General features: G+C 65.0%; 11 protein-coding genes and 1 tRNA gene. 10 read left to right on the top strand and 2 right to left on the bottom strand.

The window, feature by feature from the left end; translation table 11 throughout:
* Positions 1 to 507: 507 nt before the first annotated feature.
* The 8 genes from W5W_RS14920 (at position 508) to pyk (ending at position 7,492) form a co-directional block, all read left to right on the top strand.
* A complete protein-coding gene (locus tag W5W_RS14920) occupies positions 508 to 1,488 on the top strand; it encodes an FKBP-type peptidyl-prolyl cis-trans isomerase (protein WP_154650325.1) in 981 nt (326 codons plus the stop codon).
* Positions 1,489 to 1,597: 109 nt separating this feature from the next.
* Positions 1,598 to 2,392, top strand: a complete 795-nt coding sequence (gene hisF / locus W5W_RS0110200; protein WP_017195320.1) for an imidazole glycerol phosphate synthase subunit HisF — start codon at positions 1,598 to 1,600, stop codon at positions 2,390 to 2,392.
* A gap of 117 nt (positions 2,393 to 2,509) precedes the next feature.
* Complete coding sequence (locus W5W_RS0110195; protein WP_008730298.1) at positions 2,510 to 2,899, top strand: DUF4190 domain-containing protein; 390 nt, start codon at positions 2,510 to 2,512, stop codon at positions 2,897 to 2,899.
* Between the two features lie 52 nt (positions 2,900 to 2,951).
* Entirely contained in the window at positions 2,952 to 3,392 is a 441-nt protein-coding gene (locus W5W_RS0110190) for a DUF2752 domain-containing protein (protein WP_017195318.1), read from the top strand.
* A gap of 179 nt (positions 3,393 to 3,571) precedes the next feature.
* Positions 3,572 to 3,937 carry a phosphoribosyl-AMP cyclohydrolase gene (gene hisI / locus W5W_RS0110185; protein ID WP_008730332.1) on the top strand — a complete coding sequence of 122 codons (366 nt, stop codon included), beginning with the start codon at positions 3,572 to 3,574 and terminating at the stop codon, positions 3,935 to 3,937.
* Positions 3,938 to 4,054: 117 nt separating this feature from the next.
* On the top strand, positions 4,055 to 4,879 hold the full coding sequence (locus W5W_RS0110180) for an indole-3-glycerol phosphate synthase TrpC (RefSeq protein ID WP_008730365.1): 825 nt from the start codon (positions 4,055 to 4,057) through the stop codon (positions 4,877 to 4,879).
* Positions 4,880 to 5,848: a prolipoprotein diacylglyceryl transferase gene (lgt, locus tag W5W_RS0110175; protein ID WP_008730337.1), complete on the top strand. Its 969-nt coding sequence runs from the start codon at positions 4,880 to 4,882 to the stop codon at positions 5,846 to 5,848.
* Positions 5,849 to 6,073: 225 nt separating this feature from the next.
* Entirely contained in the window at positions 6,074 to 7,492 is a 1,419-nt protein-coding gene (gene pyk / locus W5W_RS0110170; protein ID WP_008730349.1) for a pyruvate kinase, read from the top strand.
* 162 nt (positions 7,493 to 7,654) lie between these two features.
* Here pyk and W5W_RS0110165 read toward each other — a convergent pair.
* Positions 7,655 to 7,728, bottom strand: a tRNA-Leu gene (locus tag W5W_RS0110165).
* A 67-nt stretch (positions 7,729 to 7,795) separates the two neighbouring features.
* On the opposite strand from W5W_RS0110165, the gene W5W_RS0110160 reads away from it, so the two are divergent.
* Complete coding sequence (locus tag W5W_RS0110160; RefSeq protein ID WP_017195315.1) at positions 7,796 to 8,407, top strand: ANTAR domain-containing response regulator; 612 nt, start codon at positions 7,796 to 7,798, stop codon at positions 8,405 to 8,407.
* A 6-nt stretch (positions 8,408 to 8,413) separates the two neighbouring features.
* Here the strand turns inward: W5W_RS0110160 and W5W_RS0110155 are convergent, their stop codons facing one another.
* Positions 8,414 to 8,941, bottom strand: coding sequence for a PaaI family thioesterase (locus W5W_RS0110155; RefSeq protein WP_008731678.1), 528 nt, complete (start codon positions 8,939 to 8,941; stop codon positions 8,414 to 8,416).
* Positions 8,942 to 8,958: 17 nt separating this feature from the next.
* Between W5W_RS0110155 and polA the strand changes: the two genes are divergently transcribed.
* Positions 8,959 to 11,775 carry a DNA polymerase I gene (gene polA / locus W5W_RS0110150; protein ID WP_017195314.1) on the top strand — a complete coding sequence of 939 codons (2,817 nt, stop codon included), beginning with the start codon at positions 8,959 to 8,961 and terminating at the stop codon, positions 11,773 to 11,775.
* Positions 11,776 to 11,950: the final 175 nt, after the last annotated feature.

Below are 11,950 nucleotides of genomic sequence, written 5' to 3'. Positions count from 1 at the left end.
CAGCCGTTGACGCGTCGTCAGAGGCGTGAGCTGGAGCGGGCCAATGAGCTCGCCGGTTCCCGAGGCAGTGATTCGGCGGGTCCGACTGGTTCGGTTGATTCGGCAGGTTCGGTTGAGTCGGGTGAATCGGCTGCCCCGAACTGGACTCAGCCCGCTCCGTCGCCGGATCTCTCGGATCTCTCACTTCCCTCGAACCCTTCGTATTCCTCGCCTTTCTCACCGAGCCACGCGCAGCCCACTGAGACGTCTGAGACGTCTGAGCTGTCTCCGCCCTGGATGCAGCCGATCCCGACAGCGCCCGCAGAAGAACCGGTTCCCGAGGCGCCGCGCAGCGCAGCCTCCGCTCCGGTGTCCGAACCGGCTGAGGCCTTATCGCCGGCAGCGCAGTCATCGCCCTCCTCCGATGAGCCTCCCACCACCACGGGTGCCCAACGAGCGATAGGGGCCGCTTTGGGGCGCCCCAGACCGCGAGGATATATTGCTGCTGTTCTGGCGATCATGGCGGCAGTGGCTATCGTCGCAGCGCCCCTGGCGGTCTCCCGCATGTGGGGAGGCGGCGCCGGATCGGCCAGCTCAGCGGGTGCGGCCCCGGGCGGTTCCATCAATGCGGACGGGCCGCTCGACACAGTGCTGGAAGTCGCCGGCCGTGTCGGCGCCGTTCCCGTCGTCTCGCTCAAGGGAAACCTCTCACCGGCCTCTGCGATAAGCACTGATCAGGTCGTCACGGGCGACGGACGCGCCTTGGGTGCAGGCGATGCCGTCGTGCTGTCCGTGGCGGTTTTCGACGGCGGCGACGGCACGAATGTCACCGGCAATAAAACAGGCACGCGTCTATATCGAGGCCTACTCGATCCCAACAAGATCGGTGAGAGTCTCGCCAATGCGGTCACCGGAGTCACCGAGGGGTCGCGAATCGTCGTCCGTGCTCCGCGGACCAAGGAGGATCAGACCAAGACCACTGAGATCACGGTGATCGACATTCTGCCCACCACCGCGGCGGGGACATCCCAGCAGCCCGTTGAGGGCATGCCGACGGTGACGACGAACGCCGATGGCACGGTGGGCCTGTCTGTGCAGGGGCTCCCGGTACCCACGCATTCGACCGCGGCCGTGCTCGTGCAGGGAGACGGCCCTCAGGTTCAGGCGGACAGCGTCGTTCTGGCCCGGTACGCCACTGTGAATTGGTCCGATGGTCAGCAGCAGGCCACCACATACGGCACGACTACACTGCCCGGCACCATTGACATGAACAACGCACTTGCAGGCGTGAGGGAGCAATTGGTCGACGCCCAGGTGGGCAGCAGGCTAGTCATCTCCATCCCAGCCGATCAGGCCGCCGGCGAGGGCGCAGTCGCCGTGGTGATAGATGTCCTGGCGATCGCCGATGATGGGCTTACCGACGCCGCTGTGCCCGCGACTCCGAATCCCGATGACGGTCCCGGAACCGTGCATGTGACACCGGGCGCCAGTCCCGGCACCAGTCAGTAGGCAAGCGGCCGGCCGGCGGCCAGTCGAGAGTCTGCCAGTAGCCCGGTGAGCAGTGAGCTCACGCTACTCTGGCTCGGTTCCCTCACTGCCGATCCGTTCAGGAGTCACCATGAGCGTCGCCGTCCGTGTCATCCCATGCCTCGACGTCAAAGACGGGCGCGTCGTCAAGGGCGTGAACTTCACGGGTCTGCGGGACGCCGGCGATCCGGTGGAGCTCGCCAAGCGCTACGACGCCCAGGGTGCCGACGAGATCACCTTTCTCGACGTCTCCGCCTCTGCCGAGGGCCGTTCGACCATGCTGGACATCGTCTCGGCGACTGCGGAGCAGGTCTTCGTCCCACTGACCGTGGGCGGGGGAGTGCGCAGCGTTGAGGATGTCGACCGCCTCCTGCGGGCAGGAGCGGACAAGGTGGGCGTCAATACCGCAGCTATTGAAAGGCCGGAACTGCTGTACGAGGTCGCTGAGCGCTTCGGCAATCAGGTGGTGGTTCTATCGGTGGACGCACGACGCTGCCCAGAAGGCGTGACCACCCCGTCGGGATATGAGGTCACGACTCACGGCGGACGCCGTTCGACCGGCCTCGATGCTGTTCGGTGGGCGGCGCGGGCCGCTGATCTGGGTGCGGGCGAGATCCTGTTGAACTCCATGGACGCCGATGGCGTGACCGGCGGTTTCGACCTGCAGATGCTCGATGATGTCCGGCGTGAGGTCCGTGTTCCGCTGATCGCCTCCGGTGGTGCGGGCCGAGCCGAGGATTTCGCCGCGGCGGCGGATCATGGCGCGGATGCGGTGCTGGCGGCGAGCGTCTTTCATTACGGCACGCTGACGATCGGCGCGGCGAAAGACGCCTTGCGAGGGGCAGGACACCCTGTGAGGGGATTGTCAGCTCCCACTGGCGAGTAGCGGCGCTGCTCAGCCGGAGCGTGTAACCTCGCCCTTGGCGTATGCGTGCTGCCAGCAGCAGCCGAGCATGAGAAGTGCCGGAGCATTGTTCCCCAAGTGAAAGAGTGCGTCTTTTTCATGACGAGCTACGACCCGAATCAAGATCCTTACAACGGCCAGCCTGGTCCGGGCTCCTATCCGAGCGACCCCGGGTATCCGCAGTACCCGAACCAGCCGCAGCCCGGGGCATATGCCCCGGGAATGAGTCCTTACGGTCCATCAACGGAGAAGAACGCCCTGGGCGGATGGGCGCTGGGGCTGGGCATCGCCAGTCTGGCGTGCTGCGGCCTGCTCACCGGTATTCCCGCAATGGTGCTGGGCTTCCTCGGTATACAGGCTGCCAACGAGGGACGAGCCTCCAACAAGGGCATGGCTATCGCTGGTCTCATCATGGGAGTGCTGTCGATCGTCTGGACTGTTATCGTTTGGACTACCGACATTACGGACTTTATTTTCAGTAATCTGTGAGTCCGAGCGACCGGAGCCTGCCGGCTTCGGCGCCCTTGATGCTCTGTAAAACATGTTGATGGACGTTGATGGGCGCAGCCGCGGTCATCGCCGCCTCCGCGTAGGCGCGCTGGTGGCCGTGGCCTGTGCACCCGGTATGCTGCTTGTTCTCAATGGTCTGCGCTCGTCCGCGACGAGTTCCGACCTGTGTCTGGTGCACCGCGCCACTGGCATGTGGTGTCCTTTGTGCGGGGGCACGCGCGCCACTCGGGCGCTCTTGCACGGGAACCTGACGGAGGCGATCGGCTACAACCCTTTTGCCCTGGTGGTTGAGGCGCTTGCAGTTCTTCTCGTGCTGCGATGGCTGACCAATCGGCATTCTGGGAGCACTCGTCCTTTCATGTCCGCGTATGAGGCGGTGACGCTCTTCGCCCTTGCCGGCGTGTTCGCCGTTGTGCGCAATATGCCGGGCATGTGGGTCTATCTGGGTCCGCTCCTGGGGCCATCAGGCTGAACCGAGGTTATGAGCGCAGTTATTACAGTCAGTATTCGTTCAGTATTCGTTGATTCATTGCTGTCAGGTGCCTGGTTCAGGGCTTCGTAGTTCTCGGCGCGCCGATGCAGCCGAGAACGAGAATACGAGTACGTGCCGGGTCGGCTGTTCGGGAGGCGCCTCGTGAGAGAATTGCTCTCGTGGTTCTACCTCACGCGATCTCCTCTCGTCTCAAGCGCGATGCATCAGGACTCGTCGCCGCTGTCGTTCAGCAGTACGACACTCTTGAGGTGCTCATGGTCGGATGGATGGATGACGAGGCCCTGCATCGCACGCTGACCGAGGGCCGCGTGACGTTCTGGTCCCGCTCTCGCCGAGAGTACTGGCGCAAGGGGGACACCTCGGGCCACCACCAGTACGTCAAGGCCGTCCGCCTCGACTGCGATGGTGACGCCCTGCTGATCGAAGTGGATCAGGTCGGGGCCGCTTGCCATACAGGCGAGCGCACCTGTTTCCAGGCGGGCGGCGATCTCGGCGCGGTTGTAGGGGAGCGTCCCGGCGACTGAACGGATTTGCCTCAGCCGCCCACACCCGAGGACGATTGGCCTCATGGGCGCCGCCGGCACTTCTGCTGAGCGCGCCCCCGACGATCCCGGTATCGCGTATGCAGGAGGTGGCGTCCCGTGATGGCATTCGATGACCTGGTCGCAGCTGCGCGGTCCGCTGTCGCCTCCCGTCAGCGGTTGACCCCGTTGAAGGAACTGCGTGAGAAGACCCGTTCTGCTCCCGCTGCGCGTGATGTCGCGTCGGTGTTGCGGGCCCCCGGCCGGGTTGTGTCCGTCATCGCCGAGGTCAAGCGCGCCACTGCGACATTCGCCGATCTGTCGGGGGTGGGGGACGCGGCCGTCCTCGCCCGCTTCTATGAAGCTGGAGGGGCCGCTTGTGTGTCCGTCGTCACCGAGCCGGTCCGATCTCATGGGCGGTTGACTGATCTGAACGCGGTACGCGAAGCCGTGAATGTCCCGGTGCTGGCAAACGATGTCATCGTCACCCCCTACCAGGTCCACGAGGCGCGTGCTCATGGGGCCGACATGCTCGTTCTGGACGCGCGCCTCGAGCCGCTGGTCCTGGAGTCCCTCGTCGAGCGCACTCATTCTCTGGGCATGGCGGCTGTCGTCGAGGCCCACTCGCGGCGCGAGGCATTGACCGCAGTGGCGGCGGGCGCGCGCTACGTATCGGTCGATGCACGGGATCCCGATACTCGGGCCATTGACCACTCCCGTTTCGAACAGGTCGCCGAGGTACTGCCTGAGGCGGTGACCCGCATGGCGACCGGCGGGGTGTCAGGACCGCATGATGTCATGAGTTATGCGCGTGCGGGAGCCGATATCGTCGTTGTCGGGGAAGCCGTCATCCGTTCGGCCGATCCCCAGCAGTTTGTCGCCGAACTGGTCGCTGCGGGCAGCCATCCCGCGCTTATCCCCTCCGCCCATCGAGAGGTCCTCTGAGTGCTCACCGCTTCGATTCCGAGTCCCTCCCAGGGGGTGTGGCACATCGGCCCATTCCCGCTGCGCGCCTACGCCCTGTGCATTCTTGCAGGCGTTTTCGTGGCGGTGTGGTGGTCCGACCGTCGCTATCGGGCGCTGGGCGGACCGCAGGAAATGGCTCTGGACGTCGCCCTGGTCGCGGTACCGGTCGGCATTGTCGGTGCGCGGCTCTACCACGTGGTGACCTCCCCGGACGCCTATTTCGGACCGGGCGGGGATCCGGCGCTCATTCCGCAGATCTGGCACGGCGGGTTGGGCATCTGGGGCGGCGTCGCCTTCGGGGCCATGGCGGGCATCTGGATGTTGCGGCGGCGTGGACTGCGACTGGGCCCCTTCTACGATGCCGCGGCTCCCACGATCCTGGTCGCCCAGGCGCTGGGGCGCTTCGGCAACTATTTCAATCAGGAGCTGTTCGGCGGGCCCACCACCCTGCCCTGGGGTCTGGAGATCGACAAGGCTCACATGCCGGTCGGGTATGCCCCGGGCACTTTGTTCCACCCCACTTTCCTCTACGAGGCGCTGTGGAATGCAGCGGGCGCCGTCTTCCTCGTGTGGCTCGGGCACTTCCTGGCCCGCCGTGAGGGGGCGGTGGGCGGTCGGCTCATGTGGGCCTATCTCATGGTCTACACCTCCGGGCGCGTGTGGATCGAGCTCCTGCGCGTGGATGAGGCTCATCGCATCCTCGGGCTGCGCCTCAACGTGTGGACCTCGATCCTCGTCTTCCTCATCGGGCTGGCCGGCTATGTCATGACCTCGCGCCGCCATCTCAGTGATGCGATCAGCGAGGGCACCGAAGAAGGCGATGGGCCCAGGGCTGAGTCTGAGGCGGCGGACAGGCCGAACGAGATGGCTGAGACATCAGTTTCGGCGGGCCCGGAGCCTCAGGAGGCGCATACGAAGTCAGAGATGAAGCCCGACGCGGGCGACTGAGATCGCCGAGGAGAGCGGCGAGGCGGTTCTACGAACGCCAACGATCCGCTACCTATCCGCTTTCAGCCCAACTTGAATCTAACTTCAGTCCAACTTCATTCCAACTTAATCCAACACTGTGTGGATCGTTGCCGCGGGGCTGGGATCATCCGTCATCGAAGGTCGCGAGCCGAATTCTGCCGGGGCCGGCCCGAGGCCACGGCGCGGGACGTGTAGGCTTGACTCATGCGCAGAGCAAAGATCGTATGCACCCTGGGGCCGGCCACCGATTCTCCTGAGAATGTGCAGGCGCTGGTGGACGCCGGCATGAATGTCGCCCGCATCAACCGGTCCCATGGACGCGCTGAGGACCAGGAGGACGTTATTGCTCGCGTGCGGGACGCCGCCGCAACCTCTGGGAATCCCGTGGCGATCCTCGTCGACCTGCAGGGCCCCAAGATCCGCCTGGGCACCTTTGTGAACGACCAGAAGGTCATGCTCAACAAGGGTGATGAGTTCACCATCACCACGGACGACATCCTGGGCACCGTCAAGCGCGTCTCGACGACTTTCAAGGGACTGCCGGGAGACTGCCGTCCCGGGGACCGCCTCCTCATCGACGACGGCAATGTCGCGGTGCGCGTCACGGCGGTCACCGACACCGATGTCATCACCAAGGTCGAGGTGCCCGGCTACGTCTCCAACCACAAGGGCCTCAATCTTCCCGGGGTTGCCGTGTCCGTTCCCGCCCTGAGCGAGAAGGACCGGGACGATCTGCGCTGGGCCCTCAAGATCGGCGCGGATCTCATCGCCCTGTCCTTCGTGCGCAATGCCGACGACATCAAGGACGTCCACGACATCATGGACGAGACCGGGGTGCGCATCCCCGTCATCGCGAAGATCGAGAAGCCTCAGGCGGTGGACAACCTCTTCGACATCGTCTCCGCCTTCGACGGCATTATGGTCGCCCGCGGCGATCTGGGCGTCGAGATGCCGCTGGAAGCCGTGCCGCTGGTTCAGAAGCGGGCCATTGAGCTGGCTCGTCGACAGGCCAAGCCGGTTATCGTGGCCACGCAGGTGCTCGAGTCCATGATCCAGAACCCGCGTCCCACCCGCGCCGAGGCCTCCGACTGCGCCAATGCGATCCTCGACGGCGCTGACGCTGTCATGCTCTCCGGTGAGACCAGCGTTGGTGCGTATCCGATCGAGGCCGTGCGCACCATGGCCAACATCATTGAGAACGTCGAAGCGCATGGCGGTGAGCGCATTGCGCCGCTGGGCTCCTACCCCCAGACTCGCGCCGGCGCCCTGACTCGCGCGGCTGCCGAAATGGGGGAGCAGCTCGACGTCACCTACCTGGTGACCTTCACACAGTCCGGGGACACGGCTCGACGGTTGTCGCGATTGCGCTCGCCCCTCCCATTGCTGGCATTCACCCCTCTGCGCTCCACTCGCAACCAGCTGGCAGTGTCATGGGGCGTGCAATGCTACGAGGTCCCCGAAGTCAGGCACACCGATGAGATGGTGGCCCAGGTGGATGACCTGCTTCAGCGCAAGCACTTCGCCCAGGCCGGCGACACTGTCATCATCGTGGCGGGCATGCCTCCGGGCACCGCCGGTTCAACGAACTCGATTCGTGTTCACACGGTGGGCGAGTTCGACTGACGTCACGGCCGGAGCCGGCGGATGCCGGGCCGGCCGTTTCTACTGGTTCTACTGGCTGAACTGTGGTGGGCCCGCGCCTTTCAGGTGCGGGCCCACCACGGCCAGTATCCATCGGTATCCATCAGCATCCATTGAGATCCATCGATACCCATGCTGCTTCGGTACCTCCAGTGGGATTCGAACCCACAACACTCCGATTTTGAGTCGGATGCCTCTGCCAATTGGGCTATGGAGGCGTGGTCACGCTCACAGGGCGGGGCCCTGCTCGCGCGGCAACGGAGTACACCATACTAGGATCAGCCCGTGAGCAACGAGTCAAGCACCTCCCGAACCCGCAGGGTCCTCGTCGCCGAGGACGAGACCTTGATCCGTCTGGACATTGTCGAGACCCTCACCGAGGCCGGCTATACGGTCGTCGCCGAGGCCGCCGACGGCGAGGAGGCTGTTCGCCTGGCCGACGAGCACGAGCTCGATCTATGCGTTATGGATGTCAAAATGCCGGTCCTGGACGGCATCACTGCGGCGGAGCGTATCTTGGACAAGCACAACTGCGCTGTAGTCATGCTCACAGCCTTCTCGCAGACCGAGCTCATCGAACGTGCTTCGGCGGCCGGCGCCATGGCCTATGTCGTCAAGCCCTTCACCCCGGCCGATCTGATCCCGGCCCTGGAGATCGCCCTGTCGCGCCACGAGGAGATCCAGTCCCTGGAGAGCGAGGTCTCCGACCTGCAGGAGCGTTTCGAGACTCGCAAACGCGTTGACCGCGCCAAAGGCCTGCTTATGGAGAAAATGGGCCTAAGTGAGCCCGAGGCCTTCCGCTGGCTGCAGAAGACCTCCATGAACCGTCGTCTGACCATGCGCGAGGTCGCCGATGCCGTCATTGAGCAAGTCGGCGCCAAGAAGAACGGAGACTGACGCTTCTCAGTTCTCCTGGGCGGTGATGTAGAGACTGCGCAGAGTGCCGCGGGCAACCGCGCGTCCATCCTCATCACTGATCCTGACCTCGTACACAGCAGTGCGCTTGCCGTGGTGGACGGGTGTCGCCACTGCCGTCACCCAGCCGCGCTGGGCGGGGTGCAGGTGGCTGATCTGGAGTTCGGTTCCCACTGGTACCGTCTCGTCTGGAGCCGCCTCACGCGCCGCTACCGAGGCCGCCGTCTCGATGAGGGCCGCGCTCGCACCACCGTGCAGGATCCCCAGGACCTGGCGGGCGCCGTCGACGGGCATGCGCACGACTGTCCGTTCTGCAGAGCGCTCCAGCACCTCCATGCGCAGGGTCGTCATGAGAGTCCCGCGCTCGGAGTCCGCCAGCCCTGATGCCCCGACGGCGCTGACGGCGCTGACGGCAGAACCGGCGGGACGCGGATCGGGGAAGGGGCGCACGGCCTTAGCGGGAAAGGCCACAGGCACGTCGGCGGAGCGGGAGGACGGGAACTGGTCACTGCTCATGCCCGTAGGCTGGCACGGTGAGCACCACCGCGACCAGTCCCGCCCCCGAGTCCACCGGCCGTCTTCTCCTCATCGACGGCCACTCCATGGCTTTTCGGGCCTTTTACGCCCTGCCTGTGGATAGCTTCACAACATCCACCGGGCAGACCACCAATGCAGTTCACGGTTTCGTCTCCATGTTCCTGTCCCTGATCGAGCAGGAGGAGCCGACTCACGTCGCTGTCGCATTCGACCTGCCGGGGGGCACCTTCCGCACCCAGGAGTACGCCGAGTACAAGGGCACCCGCGATGAGACCCCGGCGCCGTTCATCGGACAGGTAGAGCTCATTGAGGACGTGCTGAAAGCGATGAACGTTCGCGCCTTAACGGCTTCGGGCTACGAGGCGGATGACATTCTCGCCACTCTGGCGGCCTCGGCCCAGGCCGAGGGCATGGAGGTCCTCGTATGCTCCGGGGACCGTGACTCCTTCCAGACGGTGACGGACCGCTGCACCGTGCTCTACCCGATCAAGGGGGTGTCCACTCTGCGGCGCATGACGCCCGGGGAGGTCGAGGATCGGTACGGAGTCCCGCCCCAGCGCTACCCCCAGCTGGCTGCTCTGGTGGGCGAGCCCAGCGACAACCTGCCGGGCGTGCCCGGAGTCGGTCCCAAGACCGCGGCGAAGTGGATCAATCTCTACGACGGCCTGGACGGTGTGATCGCTCATGCCGACCGGATCAAGGGCAAGGCTGGTCAGTCGCTGCGCGATCATGTGGGCGACGTTGTGCGCAACCGTCGCCTGAACCGCTTGGTGACCAACCTCGACCTGGATGTGGCGCCCACTGCAGACCTGATCCTGCGGGCCGCCGACCGCGCCGAACTGGCACGTGTCATGGATGCCCTGGAGTTCCGCACGCTTTACCAGCGGGCTCAACGAATCCTGACATTCTCCGAAGACGCCGAAGGCCCTGACAACAATGCGGATGGGACCGGCCAGGAGTCGCCTGCTGCCCGCCTTGAGTCTCTTGACGTCGCCGTGCTCGGTCGCGACATCACTCTCGGCTCGCTGGGGCAGTGGCTTGGAGACCGCCTGATGATCGACGACGAGACCGGGGAGGAAACTTGCCCCCTTGGCCTCGAGGTCGTCGGCACTGTCCATCCCGGTCAAGCCGATGCCACGGCGATTGCACTCTCAAATGGCCGCACAGCGGTCGTCGTGGACACTGCTCTGGTCGCTCCGGAGGATGAAGCGGCTCTGGCCGGCCTGCTCAGCGACATCGACGTGCCCTTGATCGTCACCGATGCCAAGGGTGCCTGGCACGCTCTGCGCGCCCGTGGTCTGAGCCTTGACGGCGTCATTTTCGATCCCGCTCTGGCCGGTTACCTGTGTCGTCCCGAGCAGCGCAGATACGACGTCGACTCTCTGGCGCAGCGCTGGCTAGGAGTAGACCTGGACACGGTGGGCGAAGGCGACCAGGGCGGTGAGGCGCAGACCGCTTTCGATCTGGATGCCCTGACCGGCTCGGAGGACATGGGCGCTATCCCGGCCCAGGCCATGGCCATCGCCCGTCGCGCTGCTGTTCAGGGTGAACTGGCTGAGGTTCTGGAGCGAGAGCTCCGTCGCCGGCAGTCCGAGGTGCTCTTCGCCGAACTGGAGATGCCCGTGGCCGCGACTCTGGCCGAGATGGAGGACGCGGGCATTGCTGTTGATGAGGCCGTGCTGATCGCACGGGAGACCGAGCTCGATGCTCGCGTGACTCATGCCGCCGAGGCCGCTTACACCGCTGCGGGCCATGAACTCAACCTCTCGAGCCCCAAGCAGCTTCAGACAGTCCTGTTCGATGAACTCGACATGCCCAGGACCCGCAGGACCAAGACCGGCTACACCACCGACGCCGGGGCTCTCGCTGATCTGTACGCCAAGACGGGGCATCCTTTCCTGGAGAACCTCTTGGAGCACCGTGACGCCATCAAGCTGCGTCAGACGGTCGAGGGTCTGCGCAAGGCCATCCACCCTGATGGGCGCATTCGCACCACCTTCCAGCAGACGATCACCGCCACCGGCCGGCTGTCATCGACGGACCCCAACCTGCAGAACATCCCGGCCCACGGTGAAGGCATGCGCATCCGCGAGGCCTTTACCATGGGATCTGATTACGAGTGCCTGATGACGGCCGACTACTCCCAGATCGAGATGCGCATCATGGCTCATTTGTCCGGAGACGAGGCGCTCATCGAGGCTTTCCGCAGCGGTGAGGATCTGCACCGCTATGCGGCGGCCCTGGTTCACGACATCGACGTGTCAGATGTCACTATTGAGCAGCGCAGTCGCGTCAAGGCCATGAGCTACGGGCTCGCCTACGGACTGTCCACTTACGGCCTGGCCAAGCAGTTGGGAATCGACAACGCAGAGGCGGCCGCTCTGAAGAACGCCTATTTCGCCCGCTTCGGTCGGGTTCATGACTACCTTGAGGGCGTTGTTGAGCAGGCCCGGCGCGACGGCTACACCCACACCATGTTCGGTCGGCGCCGGTACCTGCCCGATCTGACCAGCGACAATCGTCAGCGTCGGGAGATGGCGGAGCGCGCTGCGCTCAACGCTCCGATTCAGGGCAGTGCGGCCGACATCGTCAAGAAGGCGATGATCGACGTAGCCCAGTCCCTGGGGGAGCAGGGACTGGCATCACGACTGCTCCTGCAGATCCACGACGAGTTGCTCGTCGAGGTCGCCCCGGGGGAATCAAGCGCTGTCGAGAGCATTCTGCGTGAGCGGATGGGCGCCGCCGCCGACTTGGCCGTCCCTCTGGACGTGTCGGTCGGTCGGGGCGCCACCTGGCGGGAGGCTGCGCATTGAGCCGGCACTGAGCCGGCACTGAGCCGGCACTCAACCGGCAGCGAGCTGACAGCGAGCCGGCACATAGCAGCACAGAAAAGTGGGAGGCGCCAGGGCCTTGGGGGACAGGAGATGCGCTGGGGCGCATCGATCCGAGCAGGCGTGAGGGATTGCACGGATCCTATGACCCCCTTTG

This window comes from Actinomyces massiliensis 4401292 (assembly GCF_000269805.1).
Lineage (GTDB): Bacteria > Actinomycetota > Actinomycetes > Actinomycetales > Actinomycetaceae > Actinomyces > Actinomyces massiliensis.
Note: the sequence above shows the minus strand (reverse complement) of the source record. Positions and strands in the feature narration are given on the sequence as shown.

Bases quoted from the DNA above. Each gene is read 5' to 3' on its own strand.
- W5W_RS0110155 (WP_008731678.1), bottom strand. From the start codon at position 8,941: ATGAGCAGTGACCAGTTCCCGTCCTCCCGCTCCGCCGACGTGCCTGTG.
- W5W_RS0110190 (WP_017195318.1), top strand. From the start codon at position 2,952: ATGTTGATGGACGTTGATGGGCGCAGCCGCGGTCATCGCCGCCTCCGC.
- pyk (WP_008730349.1), top strand. From the start codon at position 6,074: ATGCGCAGAGCAAAGATCGTATGCACCCTGGGGCCGGCCACCGATTCT.
- W5W_RS0110195 (WP_008730298.1), top strand. From the start codon at position 2,510: ATGACGAGCTACGACCCGAATCAAGATCCTTACAACGGCCAGCCTGGT.
- hisF (WP_017195320.1), top strand. From the start codon at position 1,598: ATGAGCGTCGCCGTCCGTGTCATCCCATGCCTCGACGTCAAAGACGGG.